The organism is Robertmurraya sp. DFI.2.37, from assembly GCF_029211245.1.
Taxonomy (GTDB): domain Bacteria; phylum Bacillota; class Bacilli; order Bacillales; family Cytobacillaceae; genus Robertmurraya; species Robertmurraya methanolica_A.
Genome location: NZ_JARGEJ010000029.1, coordinates 28889 through 54321, shown reverse-complemented (window position 1 = coordinate 54321; position 25433 = coordinate 28889). Strand labels below are relative to the sequence as shown.

The 25433-nt window shown below is 39.4% G+C and carries 24 protein-coding genes and 1 rRNA gene; all 25 read right to left on the bottom strand.

Annotation, left to right across the window (positions count from 1 at the left end):
- Positions 1–126 (bottom strand): 16S ribosomal RNA (locus PZE06_RS15520); the annotation flags it as partial.
- 489 nt (positions 127–615) lie between these two features.
- Positions 616–2097: a lysine--tRNA ligase gene (gene lysS, locus PZE06_RS15515; protein ID WP_263641560.1), complete on the bottom strand. Its 1482-nt coding sequence runs from the start codon at positions 2095–2097 to the stop codon at positions 616–618.
- A 203-nt stretch (positions 2098–2300) separates the two neighbouring features.
- A complete protein-coding gene (gene dusB, locus PZE06_RS15510; protein ID WP_150916998.1) occupies positions 2301–3299 on the bottom strand; it encodes a tRNA dihydrouridine synthase DusB in 999 nt (332 codons plus the stop codon).
- A gap of 21 nt (positions 3300–3320) precedes the next feature.
- Positions 3321–3530: a helix-turn-helix domain-containing protein gene (locus tag PZE06_RS15505; protein WP_150916996.1), complete on the bottom strand. Its 210-nt coding sequence runs from the start codon at positions 3528–3530 to the stop codon at positions 3321–3323.
- Positions 3482–4009 carry a 2-amino-4-hydroxy-6-hydroxymethyldihydropteridine diphosphokinase gene (gene folK / locus PZE06_RS15500; protein WP_150916994.1) on the bottom strand — a complete coding sequence of 176 codons (528 nt, stop codon included), beginning with the start codon at positions 4007–4009 and terminating at the stop codon, positions 3482–3484. The genes PZE06_RS15505 and folK overlap by 49 nt, the downstream gene beginning before the upstream one ends.
- Position 4010: 1 nt before the next feature.
- On the bottom strand, positions 4011–4370 hold the full coding sequence (folB, locus tag PZE06_RS15495) for a dihydroneopterin aldolase (protein ID WP_150916992.1): 360 nt from the start codon (positions 4368–4370) through the stop codon (positions 4011–4013).
- The gene (gene folP, locus PZE06_RS15490; RefSeq protein ID WP_150916990.1) at positions 4363–5208 is read right to left on the bottom strand and encodes a dihydropteroate synthase; all 846 of its coding nucleotides are present in this window, start codon (positions 5206–5208) and stop codon (positions 4363–4365) included. Before folP ends, folB begins: the two co-directional genes overlap by 8 nt.
- A gap of 252 nt (positions 5209–5460) precedes the next feature.
- Complete coding sequence (gene cysK, locus PZE06_RS15485) at positions 5461–6390, bottom strand: cysteine synthase A (protein ID WP_150916988.1); 930 nt, start codon at positions 6388–6390, stop codon at positions 5461–5463.
- A gap of 266 nt (positions 6391–6656) precedes the next feature.
- Positions 6657–7544 (bottom strand): peptidyl-prolyl cis-trans isomerase, encoded by an 888-nt coding sequence (locus PZE06_RS15480; RefSeq protein WP_150916986.1) that lies wholly within the window; start codon positions 7542–7544, stop codon positions 6657–6659.
- Positions 7545–7618: 74 nt separating this feature from the next.
- Positions 7619–8497, bottom strand: a complete 879-nt coding sequence (gene hslO, locus PZE06_RS15475) for an Hsp33 family molecular chaperone HslO (protein ID WP_150916984.1) — start codon at positions 8495–8497, stop codon at positions 7619–7621.
- A 23-nt stretch (positions 8498–8520) separates the two neighbouring features.
- Positions 8521–9321 (bottom strand): type III pantothenate kinase, encoded by an 801-nt coding sequence (locus tag PZE06_RS15470; RefSeq protein WP_150916982.1) that lies wholly within the window; start codon positions 9319–9321, stop codon positions 8521–8523.
- A 233-nt stretch (positions 9322–9554) separates the two neighbouring features.
- Positions 9555–11564 (bottom strand): ATP-dependent zinc metalloprotease FtsH, encoded by a 2010-nt coding sequence (ftsH, locus tag PZE06_RS15465; RefSeq protein ID WP_150916980.1) that lies wholly within the window; start codon positions 11562–11564, stop codon positions 9555–9557.
- A gap of 189 nt (positions 11565–11753) precedes the next feature.
- Entirely contained in the window at positions 11754–12305 is a 552-nt protein-coding gene (gene hpt, locus PZE06_RS15460) for a hypoxanthine phosphoribosyltransferase (protein WP_213085525.1), read from the bottom strand.
- Entirely contained in the window at positions 12289–13728 is a 1440-nt protein-coding gene (tilS, locus tag PZE06_RS15455; protein WP_306421230.1) for a tRNA lysidine(34) synthetase TilS, read from the bottom strand. The genes hpt and tilS overlap by 17 nt, the downstream gene beginning before the upstream one ends.
- Positions 13729–13916: 188 nt before the next feature.
- Positions 13917–14885, bottom strand: a complete 969-nt coding sequence (locus tag PZE06_RS15450) for a serine/threonine protein kinase (protein ID WP_150917004.1) — start codon at positions 14883–14885, stop codon at positions 13917–13919.
- Positions 14854–15591: a vWA domain-containing protein gene (locus tag PZE06_RS15445; protein ID WP_150916978.1), complete on the bottom strand. Its 738-nt coding sequence runs from the start codon at positions 15589–15591 to the stop codon at positions 14854–14856. Before PZE06_RS15445 ends, PZE06_RS15450 begins: the two co-directional genes overlap by 32 nt.
- A gap of 127 nt (positions 15592–15718) precedes the next feature.
- The gene (gene spoIIE / locus PZE06_RS15440) at positions 15719–18199 is read right to left on the bottom strand and encodes a stage II sporulation protein E (protein ID WP_150916976.1); all 2481 of its coding nucleotides are present in this window, start codon (positions 18197–18199) and stop codon (positions 15719–15721) included.
- 634 nt (positions 18200–18833) lie between these two features.
- On the bottom strand, positions 18834–19292 hold the full coding sequence (locus PZE06_RS15435; protein ID WP_150916974.1) for a S1 domain-containing RNA-binding protein: 459 nt from the start codon (positions 19290–19292) through the stop codon (positions 18834–18836).
- A 134-nt stretch (positions 19293–19426) separates the two neighbouring features.
- Positions 19427–19819 (bottom strand): FtsB family cell division protein, encoded by a 393-nt coding sequence (locus PZE06_RS15430; protein ID WP_150916972.1) that lies wholly within the window; start codon positions 19817–19819, stop codon positions 19427–19429.
- 28 nt (positions 19820–19847) lie between these two features.
- On the bottom strand, positions 19848–20480 hold the full coding sequence (yabQ, locus tag PZE06_RS15425; RefSeq protein WP_150916970.1) for a spore cortex biosynthesis protein YabQ: 633 nt from the start codon (positions 20478–20480) through the stop codon (positions 19848–19850).
- Entirely contained in the window at positions 20477–20779 is a 303-nt protein-coding gene (gene yabP, locus PZE06_RS15420; protein WP_150916968.1) for a sporulation protein YabP, read from the bottom strand. Before yabP ends, yabQ begins: the two co-directional genes overlap by 4 nt.
- A 275-nt stretch (positions 20780–21054) precedes the next feature.
- Positions 21055–21315 (bottom strand): RNA-binding S4 domain-containing protein, encoded by a 261-nt coding sequence (locus PZE06_RS15415; RefSeq protein ID WP_150916966.1) that lies wholly within the window; start codon positions 21313–21315, stop codon positions 21055–21057.
- 51 nt (positions 21316–21366) lie between these two features.
- Positions 21367–22839: a bifunctional methyltransferase/pyrophosphohydrolase YabN gene (gene yabN / locus PZE06_RS15410; protein ID WP_275791700.1), complete on the bottom strand. Its 1473-nt coding sequence runs from the start codon at positions 22837–22839 to the stop codon at positions 21367–21369.
- The gene (locus tag PZE06_RS15405) at positions 22836–24449 is read right to left on the bottom strand and encodes a putative polysaccharide biosynthesis protein (protein ID WP_150916964.1); all 1614 of its coding nucleotides are present in this window, start codon (positions 24447–24449) and stop codon (positions 22836–22838) included. Before PZE06_RS15405 ends, yabN begins: the two co-directional genes overlap by 4 nt.
- 447 nt (positions 24450–24896) lie before the next feature.
- Entirely contained in the window at positions 24897–25433 is a 537-nt protein-coding gene (gene spoVT, locus PZE06_RS15400) for a stage V sporulation protein T (RefSeq protein ID WP_150916962.1), read from the bottom strand.

The following is a 25433-nucleotide window of genomic DNA, read 5'->3' as shown; positions in this document are numbered from 1 at the left end:
ACGTGTTACTCACCCGTCCGCCGCTCAAGCAACAAGAAAGCAAGCTTTCTTGTGCAAGCGCTCGACTTGCATGTATTAGGCACGCCGCCAGCGTTCGTCCTGAGCCAGGATCAAACTCTCCAAAAAAAGAGTAAGATTAGCTCTTATGTTTATAATAAACGTTGGCTAGCTTCGGCTCTCATAAAGAGTGCCTCCACTATAAGTTGTTGACGTATGATTTGTTTAGTTTTCAAAGTGCAATTTTGAAATGATCTTAAGGAAGAAAATTTCTATCCGTCGCTCGAAGGCGACTTTTTAATATTAGCAGAATCTAAAGTAAGTGTCAATAACTTCTTTTAAATTCTTTTTTGTGTGCTTGCATCTTTCGCAGCAACAGATAATAATATACCACTATAATTTATCTCGTGCAATACTTTTTTATAATTTTTTTCGTTTAGCTCTACTCCGTTACCTATCGCTATTAATCCTGAAATGTTTTAAGTAAGACGAAGGGTTTATCGCCCGAACCAAAGGTTCATCAAACCATAAATTAATAGAAAGTTTCCATTCACTTGATTCAGAACGGGAGTACATAAAAAGGCAAAGGCTATCACCTTTGCCCTTTTTATATAATTGTTAACGATGACGCATGAGCGGGAATAACAGAACATCTCTAATTGATGGAGAATTTGTTAATAGCATGATTAGACGATCGATTCCAATTCCTAGACCACCTGTTGGAGGCATCCCAAATTCCAACGCTTCGATAAAGTCATTATCCATCATGTGAGCTTCGTCGTTTCCTTGCTCTCTTTCTTTAAGCTGAGCCTCAAAGCGCTCTCTTTGGTCAATTGGATCATTTAACTCAGTGAACGCATTCGCATGCTCGCGCGCAACAATAAATAGTTCAAAGCGATCCGTAAATCTTGGGTCTTCCTCATTTTTCTTAGCAAGCGGTGAAATTTCCACCGGATGTCCGTAAATGAACGTTGGCTGAATAAGCTGTTCCTCTACCTTTTGCTCAAAAAACTCATTAACAATATGACCATAGAGCATCGTATCTTTTATTTCTACATTATGCTCTTTTGCCAACTGCCTTGCTTCTTCAACAGTCATTTCCTTCCAGAAATCAACACCGGTATACTCTTTAATTGCATCCACCATATGCAGCCTCTTCCACTCAGGCTTTAATTCCACTAGATGATCTCCATACTGCACCGTTGTTGTTCCTAACACTTCTTGTGCAATATGAGCAATTAGATTTTCTGTTAAACTCATTATGTCACGATAATCCGCATAAGCCTCATACAACTCTATCATCGTAAATTCAGGGTTATGGCGTGTTGATACACCTTCATTTCGGAATACACGACCAATTTCGTATACTTTCTCTAAACCACCGACTATGAGGCGTTTTAGATGTAACTCAATCGCAATACGCATATATAACTGCATGTCCAATGCATTGTGATGAGTAATAAACGGACGTGCCGAAGCGCCACCTGCAATCGCGTGCATCATAGGAGTTTCTACTTCCAAATACCCATGATCATCTAAATAACGTCGCATGGCTTGAATAATTTTACTTCTTGTAATAAATGTTTTTCGGCTTTCCTGACTAGTAATCAGATCTAAATAACGTTGACGGTAGCGCTGCTCCACATCTTTTAAACCATGAAATTTTTCTGGCAGCGGGCGCAAGGATTTTGTTAACAACTGAAAGTCTTGAACTTTAATAGAAAGCTCCCCAACCTTTGTTTTAAATAACACTCCTGTTACACCGACAATATCACCTAAATCTGCACTACCGAAAATATCATACTGCTCCTCACCAACGGCATCCTGTCTCACATATATTTGAATTTGGTTAGTCAAATCTTGAATATGAGCAAAACCCGCCTTACCTTTACCACGCTTTGTCATCATACGACCAGCAATCGTCACTGTCGTGGCTAATTGTTCAAGAGCCTCTTTCTCCATCTCACCGTACTGGTTAATCAATTCTTCCGCAAGATGCGTGCGTTCATAGCGTTTTCCAAAAGGATCTAGCCCTTTTTCTCGCATATCATGCATTTTTTCCAGCCTAACTCTCATCTGGTCGTTTAGTTCTTCACTCACTTAAATCATCTCCAATATTAAAATGTTTCTATGTAATTCAACCTTCAGACTAAAATCAAGAAGTGTATCTTTGAATAGAGAAAATTATACCTTACTATTTTACACAAAATAACGGAAAGAGACACGTAATATAATAAAAACTGCCAGCAACAACCGGCAGTTTTCTTTATCATCATAATGAAAGAAGCAAGAGAAGTCAATCCTTAACCTACTTGTTCGAACTGTTCCTTCGCTTCTGATTCTAACACAAGCTCGTTTAATAAATTGACAAGTTCTTCCCTTGTGTTGCATTCGTTAATTCCATTACGGGCTTTCGCAGTTCCTTTTATTCCTTTTAAATACCACGCAGCATGCTTTCGCATTTCACGAACTGCAACAAACTCACTCTTAAGGGCAATTAAGCGATCTAAATGAAGAATGCAAACATTTATTTTCTCTCTCACAGAAGGCTCCTCTATTAACTCTCCTGTTTCTAAAAACTGAACCGTTCTATAAATCATCCATGGATTTCCTAATGCCGCCCTGCCGATCATTACGGCATCACAACCAGTCTCATCTAGCATCCTTTTCGCATCCTGCGGTGTTTTGACATCTCCATTGCCGATAAGCGGGATGTTTATAGCCTCTTTCACTTCACGAATAATATCCCAGTTCGCATTGCCCTCATACATTTGTACACGAGTACGGCCATGCAATGAGATTGCACTGCCACCTGCTCGCTCCACTGCTTGGGCATTTTTCACTGCATAGATATGTTCTTCATCCCAGCCCATGCGCATTTTTACTGTTACAGGCTTATCAACATTGTCGACAACCGCTGAGACCATTTCATAAATTTTATCAGGATTAAGTAACCACTTTGCACCAGCATCACATTTAGTAATCTTAGGTACTGGACACCCCATGTTAATATCAATAATATCAGCATTTGTATTTTTATCTACAAATTTAGCAGCTTCAACAAGCGTTTCCTTTTCGCCCCCAAAAATTTGTAAGCTTAATGGATTTTCCCGCTCATCGATATATAACATATTCATCGTTTTAGCATTTTTCAAAACAATCCCTTTATCACTAATCATTTCAGCGCAAACTAAGCCAGCGCCAAACTCCTTCACCGTTAAACGAAAAGCTGAATTACAAACACCAGCCATCGGCGCTAAAACGACCTGATTTTTCAATTCCACATTTCCTATTTTAAACATCCATTTACCCCTTTACCCGTTCTATTCTTCAGGTGGCGTTAAATCATCTATACTTACTTTCAATATATCAGCAACTTCCAGCAAAAAATCTTCCGTTGGCATGCGATTACCACGTTCCACTTCTCCCAAAATAGAAACTGATACACCAAGCTCTCCTGCCAAACTCTCTTGTGTATAGCCCTTTAATTTGCGAAAAGCGCGAATACGTCTTCCCCATTTTTCAGCTTCCATATTCGTACTCCTTCTCTATCAGATATTTCATCTAAAGTTTCTCGTAAAAGATAATCCGCCCTTGGGAGCCTTTCGTTCGGACTAATCTCGAGGAGTGGAATTAAAACAAAAGCTCTTTCATGCATCCGCGGATGAGGAACAATAAGTTTCTCTGATTTAATATTTTCTTGGTTGTAGAGAAGAATGTCAAGGTCTATAATTCTTGGTCCCCATCGAACAATCCTTTTTCTCCCAAGATTCTTTTCAATTTGCAAACAGCAATCCAATAATTCAAAAGGCTTTAACACTGTTTTAATCTCAATCACCATGTTTAAAAATGGATCCTGGTCAGTATAGCCGACCGGATCAGTCTCATAAATAGAAGAACAATGCACTAACTCAACCTGAGAATGTTGATGTAGTAGTGTTATGGCATCCGTCAAGTTTTCGTAGCGGTTCCCCATATTCGTTCCTAGTGCAAGCAAAGCTCTATTTTTCAATTTATCTACTCCTTGTAATTTCCACCGCAACCGAGTCATAGTGGCCGGGAATCGGAGGATCTGGCTTAATCACTTTTACCGTGCATGATACTGCCTTCGCAAATTGCGCAAGGCAGGTGGTGGCAATTTTTTCTGCTACAGCTTCTAAAAGTTTGTATGGCTCACCTTCAACAATTTCTTTACACATCATATATAGCTCTCCATAATGAATCGAGTCAGATAGCTCATCCTTCTCACCAGCACTTTTTAAATCAGCTTCTACCACTAAATCAACAATAAATCTTTGTCCAAGGCGTGTTTCTTCCGGAAAGACACCATGATAGCCGTAGAATTCCATTCGATTTACATAGATTTTATCCATTGACTTGTCCCTTTCCGAGCAATATATCCATCATTCTAGCCATGCGGCTCATCTCTTTCACGTCATGGACACGAATTATTTGGCATCCTTTCTGAATCCCAAAGCAAACTGTTGCTCCAGTTCCTTCAGCCCTTTCATCAACCGGTAAATTTAACGCCTGGCCAATCAGCGACTTTTTAGAAGTTCCAAGTAATACTGGGTACCCAATGGAAACCAATTTATCAAGTTCTCTCATCATTTGAAGATTTTCTTGCAGATCTTTCGCAAAACCGATCCCAGGATCAAAAATAATTTTTTCATCAGCAATACCAGCGCTTTTCACAATTTGAATACTTTCAAATAGATCGTTTACAACATCCCGATAAAAATGCTGATAGTCTCGATCCTCTCGATTATGCATTAAAATAATCGGTGCGTTGTAGCGGGCAGCTAGTGGCGCCATATTCCGATCCGCCTTCGCTCCCCAAATATCATTGATAATATGAGCTCCAGCTTCTAATGCACCTTCTGCGACTTCTGATTTATATGTATCGATCGATATCGGAACATTCACCGCTTCCGAAACAGCTTTAATAATAGGGACTACACGACTCACTTCCTCCTCAACGGAGATTTGCTCATAACCAGGCCGAGTCGATTCTCCTCCAATATCAATAATATCAGCACCATCAGCAACCATCTGTTTTGCATGCTGAACAGCCCTTTCAATATGAGTAAATTTGCCTCCATCTGAAAAGGAATCAGGGGTGACATTCAAAATTCCCATTATAAGCGTTTTATTGCTATAGTCCAATGTATAAGGACCGCATTCGATCATTTTTTTTTGATTGGTAGACATAATTAACCTCCAAACCGTTTTACACCTTTATTGTAGCATTTAAAAGACACCATTTCTAAATTTCTTACATCTAACCCCTCCAGTATATCGGAACATCACTTTTTTCATAAACCAACTTCCCTAGTAAAAAAACAAAATAGAAAAGAAGCTAAGTTTACTGTCCTTTTTTAACGTAATGCAGAATATGATGATCAAAAAGGAGCAATAGCCATTTCGACTACTGCTCCTTTGTACATATTCAATACTCGTTTTTTATTCAGTATCAAATTGATACAGCGGAGTGCTCAAATAACGTTCACCGTTACTTGGGATTACCGCCAGCACCTTTTTCCCTTTGCCTAGTTCTTTTGCCACTTTTAACGCAGCTGAAATTGCAGCACCTGATGAAATACCACCTAAGATGCCTTCTTCTTTAGCAGCACGACGAGCATATTCAAACGATTCTTCGTTTGTAATTTTTAAAACTTCATCATACACATCAGTATTTAATACTTTGGGAACAAAACCGGCACCAATTCCTTGGATTTTATGTGGTCCTGGTTTTCCACCTGAAAGAACTGGAGAATCCGCTGGCTCCACAGCGTAAATCTTGATATTTGGATAGTGTTCTTTAAGAACTGCGCCAGCACCTGTAATCGTACCACCTGTTCCAATTCCAGAAATAAAAGCATCTAATTGTTCGCCCACTTGCTCAACAATTTCTTTACCTGTTGTTCTTCTATGAACTTCTGGATTCGCAAAGTTTTCAAATTGCTGTGGCATAAAATAACCATGTTCCTTCGCTAGCTCTTCCGCTTTACGAATTGCTCCTCCCATGCCTTCTGGCCCCGGAGTTAATACTAGCTCTGCCCCATAAGCACGCAATAAATTTCTACGCTCCAAACTCATCGTTTCTGGCATAACTAAGATGGCTTTATATCCCTTAGCGGCAGCTACCATCGCAAGGCCAATTCCAGTATTTCCGCTTGTTGGTTCAATGATGGTATCTCCCTCTTTCAGCTTACCTGCCTCTTCTGCAGCTTCGATCATCGCAAGGGCAATACGATCCTTTACACTGCTTCCCGGGTTCATATACTCTAGCTTTAAATAAACATCTGCACTATTTTCATCTACAAGGCGATTCAGTTTGACGATAGGGGTCTGACCCACTAATTCTGTTATTGAGTTGGCTACACGTACCATTCTACACACCTCTTATTCCGAGTATTTTTATTGGATTAATTCAAATTTACCAAGCTTATATCCAAATGTCAATCTTTTTACTCTTAAAATACAGAATATTTTTTCCACTTGCAAGAAACATCATAGCTAGCGATTTTATACAAAAATACACGAGCAATTGCTCGTGTAACTTTTAGCTTACAAAGTTTATCTCAGTGTCACTGCGAAAATAGTCCGCCTAAACGACAAGCTTTATATTTGATTCAATCTCAAAACTCAAGTATTCATTACTTTTCCCCGTAGAACCACTCTACATCCACTTCATTCCAAAAAGCTTCAACAGAAGACTCCCCTTCCATTTGCTCTAAAGCGATGACTCTGCGAATTTCATCCTTCACTTCTTTAAAACTGTATTCTTTTCCATTGATTTTCTCATGAAGCAAAGCAATCGCAAATCCTTCATCAACCGGAATTGCCTCACTCCACTCACCTGGTTTTAATTTATCAACAGCTTTTATGTAATGTTCGGAGATATTTTCATCGTCTGATCGTACAAATCCAATATCTCCCCCTTGAGCAGCGCTAAATTCATCTATAGATCTTTCCATTGCTAAAACAGCGAAATCCGAGCCATTTTCCAATTCTTCTATTGCTTGCTCTACTTCTTTCTCTGTTTTCACTATAATTTGTGAAACATGATAGGATGTAGGGATATGATAGAAGTTTATATTTTCATCATAATAAGATTTTAAATCCTCTTCTGGAACAATAACATCTTTTGTTAAAATTTCCTCCAGCATTAAGCTCGATTTTATCTGTTTTCTCCATTCTTCTTCGTTCGCAGTATCATTTGAAGTCGAACCATACATCGTTTTGATCAAAAATAGTTCGCGTTCAACAGCTTCTTCAGATATGGAAATATCATATTTTTTAGCCATTGCTTCAATTACTTTTTCATCAACTAATTCCTTTAGTGTATCCTTTCCATAGCGCTCTTCCATGACCTTGAGCCAATCCTGCCTCGTTATTTCCTCTTTTCCAACAGTCGCTACAACTTCGTTACCTCCGAAACCTGTCCCTAATTTCGTTAGAAAAAAAGCAACAGTCAAACAATTGATTGTAATAAGGCCAGCTATTATGATCCACAGCTGCTTTTTCTCCCACTTTCTCTCCAACCTTTTCTCCTCCAATTTGTTCTTTGCCCCGAATCAATAGAACCGAATCACAGCAAAACAAATTCGCTCGCCACTCATTTTGCTTCAGTTAATAACTGTTCCAGCTCTTCACGCGAATATTGATACTTCTCATTACAGAAATGACATTGAGCTTCTGCTTTTCCATCCGTCTCAATCATATCCGTAATTTCATCTTGCCCTAGACTAATAATAGCATCTGCAAAACGTTCCTTTGAACAAGTACATTGAAAGGAAACGGGTTGAGTTTCAAGAAAACGCACATTTTCTTTTCCTAAAACTTCTTCTAATATTTCTTCCGGACTTAATCCTTGCTCAATGAGCTTAGATATTGGTGAAATACCTTTTAAACGCTCTTCAATTTTCGTAATCGTCTCCTCATCAGTACCAGGCATAAGCTGTATGACAAAACCGCCGGCTGCCAAGATGGTATTATCCGGATTCACCAACACTCCCACACCAACTGAAGAAGGGACTTGTTCTGACTTAACAAAGTAATACGTAAAATCCTCTCCTAATTCCCCTGATACTAGCGGCACTTGACCAGTAAAATAATCTCTTAGACCGATATCCTTAACCACCGATAAGAAACCATTCGTTCCTACTGCTCTTTTCACATCAAGCTTTCCTTGCTCATTTAAATCAAAATGAATTTGCGGGTGCGTAACATAGCCCCTTACCTGACCTTTGGCATTCGCATCTACCAAGATCGGCCCAAGCGGACCATCCCCTTCCACTTTTACGGTAAGTTTTTCTTCTCCTTTTAACATGGAGCCCATCATTATCCCTGCAGTTATTGTTCTGCCAAGAGCAGCTGACGCAGTTGGCCAAGTGTTATGTCTTCTCTGCGCCTCCCCTACGGTTTCAGTACTCCGCACCGCATAAGCCCGAACTTGAGCATCATACGCTAACGCCTTTACTAAATAATCCTTCATCTTAGTACCCCTTTCAGTCTGCCTTAGTTGCTTTTATACATATTATTTCTTAGCGTTTCCATATTTCGTTTATAAATTAACTGGAGCCCTTTTAAAGTTAAAAAAGGATCGACAATATCTATTACTTTCGCTTCCCTTGCAATCAGTCCTGATAAGCCGCCTGTGGCAATAACCATCGGCTTTTCCTTACTTTGTTTCTTCATTCTCTTCACAATTTCTTCCACTTGTCCAACATAGCCGTACAGTATCCCCGCTTGCATCGCAGCAACAGTATTTTTACCCACCACTCCTTCAGTCGGTGGAACAATCTCAATTCGTGGCAACTTTGCTGCTTTTGAATAAAGAGCTTCCGTAGAAATATGAATACCAGGTGCTATAGCACCGCCCATATATTGCTTATGCTCATTAATATAGCAATAAGTAGTGGCTGTTCCAAAATCTACGACAATTAAAGGGCTTCCATACTCATGAATGGCAGCAACCGCATTGACAATCCGGTCAGCCCCAACCTCACGGGGATTTTCATATTTAATATCCAATCCCGTCTTAATGCCAGGTCCGACAATTAACGGCTTTAGATGAAAATAGCGTTCACACATTCTTTCTAGCGCGAGCATAATGGGAGGTACGACAGACGAGATGATAATCCCTTCAATCACCGATAAATTTAATCCAACATGTTCAAATAAGTTTTTGATCATAATTCCATACTCATCTTCCGTTCTGGAACGATTTGTTTCCATTCTCCAATGATGCTTCAATTCATCTTTATCATACACACCTAAGACCATATTCGTATTTCCAACATCAAAAACAAATATCACGTAAATCACCACTTTAGTGTATTTTCTTTGTCCTATACAAAGCTGTCGCTTTAACCCTTTTCTCACATTCTGCCAACATTTTATCATAAATGAAGAACTTGTTCGCTGTTTTAATGTTTTCTTCTTTCGATTCAGGAGCAATCTCGTAGCCGATCAGAAAAGGTGCCCTCGTAAAGGACACCTTAACGTGTAGCCAATGTTATAAACGCTTCATTTGATATAAGCTCTTTTAATTAGTTCTTTTTATCTTCATCTTCCGTAGTAGATGGAGATTCTTGCGTATCAGCTTGCTTCTCAGCTTCATCAGAATCAGACTTTTCGGCTAAATCCTCATCCTTCTTAGTGCTGATATTTACCTTTACATCATCTGTACCAGTAGAATCTGTCTTTTCTAAATCAACAGACGCGGTTGTTCTTTCAGGTAATGTACCATGGTCAAATAAATGCTTGATTTGTTCCGCATCTAGCGTCTCTATTTCCAATAAAGTGTTGGCAATTAAGTCAAGCTTATCACGGTTCTCAGTGAGAACTTGCTTCGCCTTCGCATAACACTCTTTAATGATACGTTGAATTTCTAAATCAATTTCATAAGCGATAGCATCAGAATAATTCTGCTCATTATGAATATCACGACCTAAAAACACTTGGCCTCCTTGTGCTTGACCAAATTGTAACGGACCGAGCTTATCACTCATCCCAAACTCAGTAACCATTCGACGTGCTAAAGCTGTCGCCCGTTGGAAGTCATTATGTGCACCTGTGCTTACTTCACCGAAGACAATCTCTTCAGCTACACGACCACCAAGCAAACCAACAATTTTATCAAGTAGCTCTGGCTTTGTCATAAAGTAACGGTCTTCTTTTGGAAGCATAACGGCATAACCACCTGCTTGACCACGAGGGACAATCGTTACTTTGTGAACCATATCCGCCTCTTCTAGAACAACACCTATAACCGTATGTCCAGCTTCATGGAAAGCAACAATATTCTTTTCTTTCTTAGAGATCACCCTGCTCTTCTTCGCTGGTCCAGCAATGACGCGGTCAGTTGCTTCATCAATATCATCCATATCGACTTTTTTCTTGTTTCTACGAGCAGCAACTAGAGCTGCTTCATTTAGTAGATTTTCAAGATCCGCACCAGAAAATCCTGGAGTACGTGCAGCTATCGCTTTTAAGTTAACTGATTCATCCAACGGCTTGTTACGCGCGTGAACTTTTAGAACTGCTTCACGACCATTTACGTCAGGGCGATCTACCGTAATTTGACGGTCAAAACGACCCGGACGAAGCAATGCTGGATCTAAAATATCCGGACGGTTTGTCGCAGCGATAATAATGATTCCTTCATTTACACCAAAACCATCCATTTCAACAAGCAATTGGTTCAATGTTTGCTCGCGCTCATCATGTCCTCCACCGAGGCCCGCTCCACGCTGACGACCAACCGCATCAATTTCATCAATAAAAATGATACAAGGCGCGTTCTTCTTTGCGTTTTCAAATAAGTCACGAACACGGGATGCTCCGACACCGACAAACATTTCAACGAAGTCAGAACCGCTAATAGAGAAGAATGGAACCCCTGCTTCTCCTGCTACAGCTCTTGCAAGCAATGTTTTCCCCGTCCCTGGAGGTCCAACAAGCAAAACACCTTTTGGTATTCTTGCTCCGACTTCAGAGAACTTACGCGGGTCTTTCAAAAATTCTACAACCTCTACCAGCTCTTGCTTTTCTTCATCTGCACCAGCTACATCTTTAAAGCGAACCTTTTTCTTTTCGTCATTATAAAGCTTAGCCTTGCTTTTACCGAAGTTCATAACACGGCTTCCGCCACCTTGAGCTTGGTTTAAAAGGAAGAAGAACAAGATAAAAATAATGATAAACGGAATAATAGAAGTGAAGAACGTTATCCAACCACTTTGTTCCTTCGCTGGTAAAACCTTTACTTTAGAAGCTGCGGCTGCCTGATCTACTTTCTCTAATAGCTGTTCGCTATTCCAAACATATGTGATAAAAAACTCGCCTTCTTGATAATTGGCAAGGCGTCCTCTTACTTCATATACCCCTCTTTCAGGCTGGAGCGAGATCTCTTGAACCTCACCAGCTTCTAAATGGGCTATAAATTCGTCATAGCTTATATCTTTTGTCGGCTCATTGTTTCCATTAAAGAAACTAACAACGCCAATTATTACGAGAAAAATCAATAAATAAAATATGGTATTACGGAAAATTCGATTCATCCCTTACCTCCTCCCACACATCAACAAACTATAGTAAATAGTATCATAGAGATTTACGCCAATACAAGAAATTGCCCTCTCAGCTAAATCTTGCATTCCACAGAACCTTCGCACACTTTAACAATATAAATTAGTTCGTATTTCAATTTATTTAAAGGCTTCTTAGTGCCTCATTAAATCCTTCTTATTTTACGCTTCTTCACTATTCGTATATACCTCCGGCTTCAAAACGCCAATATATGGTAAGTTGCGATATTTTTCTGCATAATCTAACCCATATCCGACAACGAATTCGTCAGGGACAATAAAACCAACATAGTCAGCACTAATATTTGCTTTTCTACCTGTTGGTTTGTCAAGCAAAGTAACGATTTTAATTGATTTTGCTTTGCGGTAACGGAACAACTCCACTAAATAGCTTAACGTTAATCCACTATCAATAATATCCTCAATAATGAGAATATCCCTGCCCTCAACTGAGGTATCTAAATCCTTTAATATCTTAACCTCTCCTGAAGAAACCGTTGAATTCCCATAGCTGGAAACATCCATAAAATCCATTTCCAAATACGTCTCCACTCGTTTTAATAGGTCACCCATAAAAGGCATAGCACCCTTTAGAACCCCAATTGCTAACGGAAAAGAATCCTGGTAGTCCTCTGTTAATTGAGCAGCAAGCTCTTTAATCTTTGATTGAATCTCTTCTTCAGTAAAAAGTACCTTTTCAATATCCTTTTTCATCATTCGTTGTGCCCCCTAGAAGATCATTGCTTATATAACTTAATAGAATGTTTCGGTGTTGACTGTTTTGACTAGCTCCTGTTAAAGAGTGCTTTGCTTTCCTTAATCCAGGTACCCAAAGGATTTCATCGAAGCGATTCGTCACAACCGGCCAAGTATTGCGCTTAACCTGCGGAATCTTTTCATCAATAAAAAGAGCCTTCAGTTTTTTTGTTCCATCCATCCCCATCACGGCCATTCTGTCACCGTTTTTCCTCGAGCGAATAACAATTGGTAATTGTTCTTCTGCAAGTCCAATTAGAAATTGATCGCGGCCCAATCCTTCCTGTCGTTCACCATTGATAAATTCCATTCGTATGATATCCCCATTAGGAAGTACTACTTCACCTGGCTCGCTCATTTCGAATGAATAAGGGGTGGGGTCTGTTTGTACTTGAAATTGAAAGGTACATACCTGGTACGAACGAACTACCTTTAACCCATTTGGGAAATCAAGTGAGCTAGAGGGGTGTGGATTTTCTAAAATGGATAATATTTTTTCAATATGTAAAGCGGATAAAGAAGCTGGTCTAACTTTATAAAGATAGTTTAATATTAGTTGAATAGCTCTCCTTTGTAAAGGCAAAGGCATTGATTCAAATCCTTTGATATCAATAGTTACTTCATTATCAGTATGTTTTAAAATAACGTTTTTTAGCTTCTCCTGGGCTAATGAAAGAAGAAGGGTTTCATCCTGAGCCAACTCTTCACTAAAGCGTTGAAATTGCTCATGCACTTGCGGATTTTCCTGTCGTAAAAAAGGTAGAACCACCTTACGGAATCGATTTCGGCTATAAATGTCCTTGTCATTACTTGGATCCCTTCTCGGGTTTAGTTCATAGCGTGAACAATATCTTTCGATTTCTTCCCTATTCAAACATAAAAATGGACGAATAATAATGCCATTGTGAAAGTCCCTTGAAAAAGGAATCCCAGACCTAGCTTTCCCCGTACTTCCTCTTGTTAATCTCATTAATATTGTTTCAACTTGATCGTCTCCATGATGGCCTAGAGCAAGTATCGAAAGATGATGTTTTTCAAGCACTTCTGTAAAAAATTCATATCTCTTCTCTCGAGCAGCCGCCTGCGAATTGCGCCCTGTTTCTTCTATATACGATTGGACATTAATTTGCTTCATTTCAAATGGAATGTTTCTTTCTTCACAAAATTTTTTTACAAATAACGCTTCCTGTTTCGACTCTTCTCCACGAAACATATGGTCAACATGGGCCGCCAAAATATAGATATTCCATTGTTCCTGATGACGCCACAAAAAATGAAGTAAAGCTAGCGAATCTGGTCCACCAGATACTCCAATTAAAATCCTTTTATTCTGCAAATTAAATTGTCGCTTTTTTAGAAAAGCTTTTACTTTTCTTTCCAAAATAATCTCTTCCTTTTTCCAACACGTCAATGAAAATTTATCTATACAAGCTTACCATTAAAGAACGCGCATATACAACTCTCCTGAAGCGATTTAAACAGAGCGCACTTTAGTAATTTTTATGGGGATTAGCACTTTCTTATGATAATTTTCATTTGCCCCTTTCTATTTTGAATTTTCTACCCTTTTTAACCTATTTGCCCATATATATAGATCATGTAAAGAATGGAAATGACCATCACAATCAACGTCGTCTCTAACCACCCACCCTTTCTTTTATGTTGAGACTGTCTTGATTTCTGTATAGGCTGTTTAGCACTTCCCTTCCTATAAGAAGATTGGGTATGCTTACCTGGCTCATTCAAATTTCTAATCATATCATAACGCATTTCCTTCGCTGATTGATATCTACCATGCAAAGCATTTACAATCACTGCCTCATATTTTTGAAGAGGCTTGGCTCGGCGGATCATCTCCTGCAACTGGGTAATCCCGCCTGTCGATTTATTAAATCTCTTCGGATACGCTGTATTAATCAAAATCATGGCAACAGCAAATAAATCGTAAGTCGGCTCTGCTTTACGCGTTCCTAGCCCCCAGTAGCCCCGGTCATAAAACTCTGTAAATTCCTTTATTGCCCTCCCCTGAATAGTAGTACCGCCAACATCAATACAGCGGATTCTTGGAGGCGGACCCATAACAATTAAGTTTTCGGGTTTTAAATCGCCAAACACCCATCCTTTTTCATGGAGCATGTGCAAGTCACTCAGCAGCTGCAACATCAATACCTCGATCCATCCCGTTCCTTTTTGATTAATAAATGTTAATAAATCAGGGCCGGCAATATACTCCATTGCATAAAATGAAACGGTTTGACGCCGGACTGAACAATCGTCTACATCAATCAAAGAAGGCCCGAGGGATGACCCTTGGACCTTCGCAAAAGACTTGAGGACATTGACCTCAGATGTAATGGACATTCCGTTATCACTCATTTTAAGAGCAACCCTCTGATTATGAAATTGTGCTAAATAAACAATTCCATTTGCACCAGACCCCAATTCCTTTATAATCGTATAGCGGTTTTTATGCCATTTTCCTTCAATAATTGTACCCGGTTGAACTTTACATAGATTCTTCAAAGAACTGTTCATCATCACGAGATAACAAACTCCTTAAGGATCGTTTTTTCTTAAAGTAGGCAAGGGCTTCACGGATAGCAGGTCCTGTCGGCGTAATCCCTCCAGTTGAGAGTTTTGGGAAAATACTCGTTAACGATTCTAATTGCGGAGTCCAATCGAGCAATTTTTCGACATCTTTCTTTTTCCCGGGAAATACAAAAACGCCAAATTGATTATTCCCTGCACGCGCATTTAGACTTAAAGATAAATCAAGCAATGCTTCTTTAACAGTTGGTAGCTTATGTTTCATGCTTGCACTCGTATCGACAAGAACCAATACTTCTAGCTTTACATTTTCACCAAGCTCATCAACAACTTCCATTACTTCCCCTCTTTGCTCAGGTGGTAGATCCTCCATCGTCTTTGTGCTTCCCAATATCTGTTGCAGTTCCTTATTCACCACGCCCTGCAGCGTTTGAGTCATCGCTTTTCTTGTCACCATTTGGACCGTTTGCGATAAGCTTTGAGCATAAACTACTTGACTAACTCCACCCCCAGACATGGCAATTCCTTCTATTTCCTTCATTCCTTGCTCGTCAATTGTATCTTGTTCCATCACGCCAATTACATTTACAGTTACACCTTGTTCCTTAGCTAAGGCTGCCATCGCAACCGGATCTTCCCCTTGGTTGGAGCATCCGTCTGTAATCAACAAGATTTGTTTTAACGTACCTGGATTCATACTTTCTCCTCCTCATTTCAGGTTGTTACCATTTTCGTCATGAAAAGGAGCAATTATACCTGTTCTTATAACTTGATTTCATAATGTTCTAAGTTTTTTAAAGACACTCTCATCTCTGTCTCGTACTTTATGCTTGTTTCTGGTATTTATGGATTGGTATGGTCGCCCATTTTGGCGTATTATGCTTAATTTTCGTTACGACAACTGTCATATCATCCTCGATCGTATTTGATCTCGAGCGGATCACCTCTTCCATAATCAAATCTGCTACTTCCTGCGGATCGTCTGTAGCTAACTCACCAATTTTCCGCTTCATCCACAAATCATAATTCTCTACGTGCTTCGGTCCTTCAAATACTCCATCGCTCATCATAATAAGCAAATCACCAGCCTTCAGTTGTTCTGTCACAACCTCCACATCAAATTCATGAATAATGCCGATTGGCAAATTACTCGCTTGGATTTTTTTTACAGTATTCCCCCTCTTAATAAAACTTGGAATGGAGCCTACTTTTAAAAATTTTGCGGAGGCATCTTGTAAATCGATCATTGCTAAATCTAATGTTGAAAAAATCTCATCTGTTGTCCTTAACGATAAAATTGAATTCACCGATTTTATCGCTAGCTTTTCCTCAATCCCCGATTGCAATATTTTTTGTAAAAGCTTGAGCGTCTCTTTGCTTTCGATATGGGCTCTTTCCCCATTTCCCATGCCATCACTGATCGCTACAGCATGTTTGCCACCACTTAGACTGATCATTGAGTAACTGTCCCCGGAAATAAATCCCCCATCCTTCGCAGCATGTGCTACCCCTGTTTCAATCGTAAATGCCTTAGCCGAACGAAATGTGACATGGCAAAAACCATTCGGATAAGCGGAACATTCCTCGGAATTAACAATGATCGTTTCCCCTAAAATGTCTGATAAAACGGGGGCAATTAGCTTCTCACATTCGCCGTGACCGTTGCAATAGGGAATGGTCATATCAATATCTACATTGCTATGTTCAAGACTATATATCTCAACATGTTCAATATGGATCCCAAATTCCTGAAGGGCCTCATAAATTTGTTCTTCTTGTTTATGATGATTATCTCTCTCCCTTTGAATCTCCTTTGCGAAATCTCCCATCACCGTGGACACGCCTAATAATTGATCTGCTACAAGCCTCCTACTTTCTTGAACTTGCTTTTTTAGCTTTTGATTCGCTTGAAAAAGCGTAAGCTCCTGCTGAATCGTATTCATTACTTTTTGAGATTTCGTACAATGCTTACCCCAATCCCGTGCTAGTTTTGGTGAAATAGTTCCATCATTTTGATCCATTTCATGCATAATTTCCTTCATATAATCATAGGTTGTATTAAAGTTACGCGCCCAACAATGCTCCTTTTTAAAACACATTTGACACGTCTTTTCTGTCACATTGCTCAAAAAGTAGTCAAGCTCTCGACTTTCCGGATCATCCCGTTCAGATAAATCGTCATAAGAGGCAAAGCTATTGGATAAAGCTTGAAAAACCGATGAAAACTGCTCGACTCTTTGGGCAGTCACATCCCGCATTTTTCTCATATAATGCTGCTGTTCTGCTGCATATTCAGGCGTCCCAGGAATATATTTCGCCAGTTTTGATGTTAAGCCCTGAGGGGTTAGAAGAAATAAAAGCATCGCTGCCGCCGATTCCAAAAGGGTTTTATCAAGATTACCACTACCTTCGCCATACATCCCAATTAATAAAGTAGAAATAAACAAACCAATGACGACGCCGACCTTTTTGCCTTCCTTGAGCAAACCACCTAATAAACCTGCAAAGGCTAGTAGACTCATATGATAAAAGCTTGACACATTTGCAAGACTAAAAATGAGACCTGTTACGACTCCCACCGTCGATCCAACAGTCGCTCCTGCAACAAATGCAAACACAAGCACTAAATAGCGCGATGTAATATGTTCTAACGACAAATCGTAGACGGACCAGCCAATGGTTCCTGTCATAATGGAGGCAAGCATAATGATGAGACAAACAACTTCCTCTGTTTTTAAGGTTTGCCTTCTCTTATTTGCCAAAATAAGGGGGATACTTTGTAAAAAAATAAGGGTTAAGATAAAGCCTAAACTCGCCTCTACCCCAGCCATCATTCCATCAAACAAAGAAATTTGTCCCGTGACAATAAAACTTTTCGCCAATTTACTCACTATAATCGTGGCAAACACAAAAAACGGAAGCGCTTTAACCTCCTGTTTCAACCAATTAAGGGCAACACGAAAGAGAAACAAAAAAAATACAGTACTGCCAAAAGCGTATGCAGCATCTACTACTGATAATGTAGCGGCTCCTACGACCAATCCTACAAGAGCGATCGGAGCCCTTTCCTTTCTGATGACATACACCGCTGCAAAAAACGGGAGAATAAACGGGGTAAGTGTTGATAAAATAAGAGCTCGTCCAAGTAGGAAGCCTATTACGAACAAAATATATCCCTTTTTTAAAAAGAAGGCTTCTAATTTTTGCAGAAGCCCTCTTATTCCTGAGGATACGTCAAGCTTCGCTTTGTTGTTTAAATTCAAACCGCTTACTGGTTCGATCAATGTCTTTACTGTCTTGTCCATAACAACTACACTCCTTACTATTTTTAATAATTTATCCCATCTTTGCTAATTGATTGAACCAAGAAATGACGACAACTGTTCAGGCCTTTAATGGATGATGAAATTTATGTGTTGCTGATTATTATAAAAGAGGGCATTATTAGAAGTTTGTCAAAATTGCGGACATGCCTATATTTTTCTTTCGACTCCATTCACGTTAATGTACGAAAAGGAAACAAATTGCTTGCCTATCTACTCTGCTAATGTGGCTAATGATGGTGAGTGAGCAAACAATTTGATGATTTATACGTGATGAATAGTATTTTGTACTCAAGTTAGTGCAAACACTATTTGGAGGCTTAAAGAAATTCAATTTTTCAGATGCCCATATAGTCATCGTATAACTCGCTTTCTACAAAACCGGACAAACAAACGAGATAGCATTTCTCACACTCGATTGAGAGAGCGCAGTGCTAAGGATTAGTATAGAAATCGGAAGAACCGTTGTGGAATTTTACAATGGGAACTAAATCTATTTAAAATAATTTCAGATCAAAAAAAGAGCAGCCTAGCGGATGCTCTTTTACTTGTTTTTTACAAAGGGAAAGGCCCTCAATGTTAAAAAACCGATCTATATATTTAATTCAGCAGCAAGTTAGCCTCTTCTAGCGCCTCTTCCGCCACGTTTCGATTCTGTGTTACGTTTTAAAGAAGATAGGCGATCTTCACTATCCTTTAAGAAACGAGCCATTTTTGATTCAAATGATTCTTTTGTAGCGCGATTATCATTTGTTCTTCCTTGTCGGGAACGTCCTCCTGAACCTCTTGCATCACCGCCACCTTTAAAGCTTTTTTCAGGTCGCGTGCTTCTTTCAGGCTTATCTATAGCTTTTTTAATTGAGAGACCGATCTTGCCATCCTTTTCCACATTAATGACCTTAACCTCTACTTGGTCACCTACTTTAAGATGGTCATTGATGTCTTTTACATAATTGTCTGCGACCTCACTAATATGAACAAGCCCCGTTGAACCCTCTGATAATTCTACAAACGCCCCAAAATTAGTAATGCCTGTTACTTTTCCCTGTAACTTGCTGCCTACTTCGATTGACATAAAAAAAATTTTCCTCCTTAAGAATTTAAAAAGTCATACTACGGCCAACTTCCACTTGCCAAACGACAGAGCAATGAAATTGTACACTACTATATATTATACAGAAAAGGAAAAAAGAGTGTCAATAAGACGGGTTATTCGGAACTTTTTTCCTCTTTTTCCTCTGATATATTAAAAATAACTTCTCCCTCTTCGGATAAGAAATAATCTTTTCTTGCCAGCTTCGCAATATATTCATCATCATTAAGCTTAACAATTTCCTCCTTGAGGATCATTTCCTTCTTCTTTAATCCAGCAAGCTCTTCGTTTAACTGTTGTTGTTCTGCTTTTATTTCTTCTAAAGAGGAGGCCTGCGAAATGAGTGTAGAGATCATAAAATAAGAAATGACAGATGCTAGTACAAAGAACATCGCTAATCGCCGAATCAATAATTTTCTCCTTCTCGATGCACTGACTTCATTTCTTTCATGCTGTTTAACATACTCTGACTGTAGCTTTGTTACTCTTTGTTTCTTGATCACACTCATTTTCACACCTCCTGATTTATCATGACCATTATTTTTTTATTTTCTTCAATTTAAAAATGAGCTTGTTAATGATATTCTTGCTTTTATGAAAAATTCCTGCAAAATAATTATATAACTTCTCGATCATTTTTTTAATCTTTTTCGGCAATAAACTCCAAAAAAGCTTTAAAATCCACTCAAATGGCTTCAATAATACTTGTACAACGAATAATAGTACCTTTCCACACCCTTTCGCAAGTGCTAAAAGTCCCTTTCCTACCATCAGCAATAAAGAGAGTAAAAGCATTACCAAGGAATAAATAGGCCGAAAAATGAGAATACGAACCATTTTTACAAAAAACCGATAAATAGAGATTACCATGGAAATGACAATCTCTAGCAATCGCAAATATCCTGCTTTCAATAAACTTTGATAGGCAGCAAAGCCGCATAAAAGGGCTAGAAAGATATAAAACCTTAATTCTCCTTTATTGACTAGAAAAAGCACATAAAAAATCAACAATCCTTGAAGAAACCAGAAAAGGATATCATGACAAAACACAATCCACCTTTTTCTGTTTGAACGTTGAAGAAAACGGTTGTACGTATCCAACGAGGCCCCAAAATAGCTCCCCATTCCAATCATGGCAAGCATCGTTAAAAATTGTGTTGACAGTGTCATCGGAACAACTTGCTAAAGAAGCCCTTAGCCTTCTCCCCATGCTGTTCATCAAGATAGACAAGATCATATACCTTCCCTTTTAACGAAACAATCCCTTTGTCGACATCAAGATTTTTCATTTGCAAATTTTGTCCTCTTATTGCTAAAAAACCCATAACAGTCTCTAGCAAAAATTCTTCGTTATCAAAGCTCTCCACTTGCTTTACACCCGTAATATCGAGGAGCTTTCTTCCCCTCATGATGACATCGTGCTCCTGGACGGGTCCCTTTGTCGTATTCATATCGTGATATTGACTCATTTCTCATCCCTCGCTTTTTACAAATACACATTTGTACAAGTGTATGAAGCAATAGCGAGTAATAGAACAAGCTTTAGCGTTCCCTAGGAACAAAGCATCTGTTTTTAGCTTCGCTTTCTTAAAACAGAATTGGCGCTAAAGCGATCTTTGACTCATTTCGTGTAAAAACTTGGTTTCACACGAAATGAGTCAAAGATCAACACGAAATATAACATCGCCTTTTGCTTATAGACTAAGCGAATGGGAGCAGACTCCCATTCAGCATAAATGGCATCTTAGTTTTCTACTTTTTCCTCTTTTACGACAGAGTACATTGCCGCCGCATCTTCTTTCCTTACTGTTTCCTGAAGCCTCTCAATCTTAACGGTAACAAGCTTTTGCCCGAAACGAATAGCAAGCACATCGCCGACTTTCACTGTTGAACTAGCCTTTGCTACTTGTCCATTAATCGTAATTCGTCCTTGATCACTTACTTCCTTTGCCAACGTTCTTCGCTTTATTAGTCGTGAAACCTTTAAAAATTTATCTAAACGCATAGCATTCACTCCCCTATTTCTTTTTACTTATTCATGTCATTGCTGTCAATCTTATAACCCTTTGCTTTTTGCCTCATTCCAAAACGCATCCAATTCCATTAAAGTATAATCGGCAAAATCTTTGCCATTTTCCTTCGCCCTTTCTTCAACATATGTGAATCGACGAATAAATTTTTGATTGGTATGAAACAAGGCTTCCTCAGGGTTTATTTTATAAAAACGCGCCACATTAATAAAAGCAAAAAGCAGGTCACCGAATTCTTGCATCAGGCGCTCAGAAGAGTTTTCGTTCATTTCTTTCTCGAACTCGTCGAGCTCTTCTCTTACTTTTACAAACGCATCTTCGACATTCTCCCAGTCAAACCCAACTTTTGCTGCCCTTTTTTGAAGCTCATACGCCCTTAACGCATTTGGCAAATGTTTCCCAATCTCTTCTAAATGCGATGTGACCGATTCTTTTCCTTTTTCTGCTTTTTTAATCTCTTGCCAATTCTTCACCACATCCTCTGAAGTGTCTGCTTGACTATCAGCAAACACATGGGGATGACGTCTCACCATTTTCTCACTTATCGCTGCAATCACATCATCGATCGAGAAAAAACCATCGTCTTCTCCAATTTGTGCATGGAGCATTACTTGAAGGAGCACATCCCCTAATTCTTCAATCATATGATCGATGTCCTCTTCATCTATCGCTTCAATTAATTCGTAACTCTCTTCAATCAAATACTTTTTCAAAGATTGATGCGTCTGTTCCTTATCCCACGGACAACCGTTTGGACCGCGCAAATCAGCAATAATTTGACGCAGCTTTGAAAATTGCTTATATAAAACCTCTTCATTCTTAACAGGCGGAACATAGACTGATGTTAAATTATTAAGGGACACTTCTCGATCTAATTCATATAAGGGAATCCTCGTTACCTTCTCTTCTTTACTCCCTGCTGCAGTTACAATGTAAACTTCATAGTCATCCGGAAGCTTCTCCATAAGTGTCAGCTTTACTTCGGATGCCATAAAGCTATCATATACTTGCCCGATAATCATATGCTGCCGTACTTCCAGTTCATCCTTATGCAAGCTTGTTGCATCAAGGAGTTGAAACCCTTCAATCGGATCTATTTTTACTGCCTGAAAAAGCGGATCGAGAAAGCTTTGCCCACCGCCTATTTCAACTTCGATCCCGCGTCCTTCGCAGCCTTCTAACAACAATTGCACCGTGCGCTCAGCAACAAGTGGATGACCTGGAACAGCATAAACAACAGACTGCTGTGCTGCTAGCTGAAACAAGCGACCACAAATCTCTTCATACACCGCTTCAAAGGAATTATGCTTTTCGTATATATCGTCAAAGGATGGAAAGATATAACCTTCCGCCTCTAATTCTTTGACAACTGGATGCTCTCTTGTCCGTAAAAACACGTTTTCAGCTTTAGTTAGGAACCGATAAATCCCTAATGGTAATTGTTCTAGCGTACCGGCGCCCAGCCCCATAATCACGATTCTATTCAAAACATTCATCATCTCCTATTTCTCTTTTGTGGGAATAAATGCATGATTTTACTTCCAAAAGGAAGTAATGTTAATTCCTCTATCGAAAACACCTTTGTCCTAATAATCACCAATAAATAAGTAAAGGCCCCTAAAACCACTGCGGTTAACGCTTGCATAGCCGCAATTAAACGCGGATGGCCAAAAGCATACATAAAATCTGTAATCGACAAAAAGCCTTGTAAAACGATATACATCGCTGCTGCTGCGGTCAGGGCTCTCGCTGTAAATGGTAAGAGATTCATGCTTCCTTTTCTTTTCCTTCTCATCCGAAAAAAGAGAATGAGCAACACTGCGGTAAGGCTCAGATTAGAAGCCCATGCCGCGCCCATTGTACCGTAGGTCGGAACTAGCATAAGATTAAAGGAGTATTTGCAAACAAAACCAATGAGAACAGCAATTGCTGGAAAAACCGTTTCTCCCAAGCCTTGAAAAATAGCAATGAGTGTCATAATAATGGAGCTTAGCCATATGGTGATTGAAATGATCGATAAAACTTCAGAACCCTCACCGTTTTCAAACAGCATAATATTAGTTGGCTCCATAATCGTCATTAAACCGACTGTAGCACCCAGTCCAACGACAAAGCTGACGCGAATCGCTAAGTGGATATGCTGCTTGAGCGTCTCCACTCTATTTTTCATGCGCTCGCTCGCTATTAAAGGAACAAGCGAAAGGGACATCGACGTTGCCACTACAGTCCCGAGCTGAATGAGCGGCTGTCCTCTGTCATAAATACCTTTTATTCCTTTAGCATCTTCTCCATTAATACCAGTCGATATGAGCAGCGAATACAAGTTTAGAGAATCCGCTAATTGCATTAACAATAAAAGCATACTGCTGATACAGATGGCAAAGCCTTGTATCAATAACACTTTTAACAATGCCAAGACTGCCTTATATTCGAATAAACGACCCGACTCCTTCAATCGAAACACACTGTAATCTTTTTTTATCCATATGAAAGCGAGTAGGATTACGACTCCAACGATTCCCCCTGTTACTGAGCCAAATACCGCCCCAGCTCCAACCTCATAAAGGCTAGCTCCAGTTCCCATGAAGATTACCGCTGTCATTAAAATAGTCGCGACGCGAACAAACTGCTCCCCGACCTGCGAGTACGCAGTCGGAACCATATTTCCCTCTCCTTGATAATAACCTCTTAGCATCGCTGTGATCGGCATAATCAAAAAGACAACTGATATGACCCGAATCAAAAGGGCAAGCTGTAGATCATCCATAAAACGAGCAATTGTTTCTGCTCCATAATAAAGGAATAGGAACATCGCAACACCGATTACAAGGAAGAAAATGGTTGAAACAACCAATAAACGTTGCTTTTCCAACTGGCCTTTTTGCTCCGTGTACAGCTTAGATAAAATAACTGGAAAACCTGTTGTTGCTAGCACAAGGGCTACCCCATAAATTGGGTAAACCTGCTGATATATGTAAAAGCCTGTATCCCCGACGATATTTTGAAAAGGGACTCGATAAACAGCACTCAAAATTTTCGTTAATAAAGCAGCAATCGCTAAGACGAATGCTCCTCTCACTAAAAGCTTTGACTGTTGTGCGGGCTGCACAAGTACAACTCCTTCCGACACACTTATAAAGTGAATGAATTGACTGTATTATAGCATAGACTCGAAACATGATGAGAAAAAGTAGAGAGGGGGCGACTCATCCAAAATAAAGAATTGCTGTTTAGCATAAATGAAAGGAGATTCGCGTAGAAAACTGCCCTTGCGATTAAGAAAGCTATACAGAGCATAAGCCTCCAGTTAACTTAAGTGGACAATACTAGAAGCTAGATATTTATTGGGCAACAATGAAAAGAGTTACCCATACAAATAATTATGTTTTCCTTCACCACAAAAAAAAGGTAGCCGTAGAACGCTACCTTTTCAAAATTGGCTATGGTTACATATTTGACTCATTTCGCGTGTATCGCACACGCGTTTCTAAAAAGTACATTTCACGAAAATCATCTGTGCAAATAGAAAGTCTTTTAACTACAGCTCCCTCAAAAATTACGACTCCATTTGGCGTGCAAGGAATCCTGCAGCCGTTTCTACTGCTTTTTGTTCGACCTCACCTAATGTTTTTTCTTTAGAGAAGATGACAACTGCCCCGATTGGATCTCCATTCGCAATGATTGGGCCTACTGTATAAGATGTCACCGTTTCCTCATTTCCATCAACAAGCGAAACTTCTCCTTGACTTGTCTTTAAAACAGAGCTTCGTTCTTCCATAGTTTTTCCCATGAGGTCACTGATATTTTTGTTTAAATAATCCTTCTTTGAACTCCCTGCTACCGCAATATAAGCATCTCTGTCACAGATTAAAACGGGATTTCCTAAACTATCATACAGTGCTTCTGCATATTCTTTAGCAAAATCGCTTAATTCACTAATAGGAGAATATTTTTTTAAAATGACTTCTCCATCGCGGTCAACGAATATTTCTAGTGGGTCCCCTTCACGAATGCGAAGTGTTCTGCGAATTTCTTTCGGAATCACGACACGACCCAAATCATCGATTCGACGAACAATACCAGTTGCTTTCAT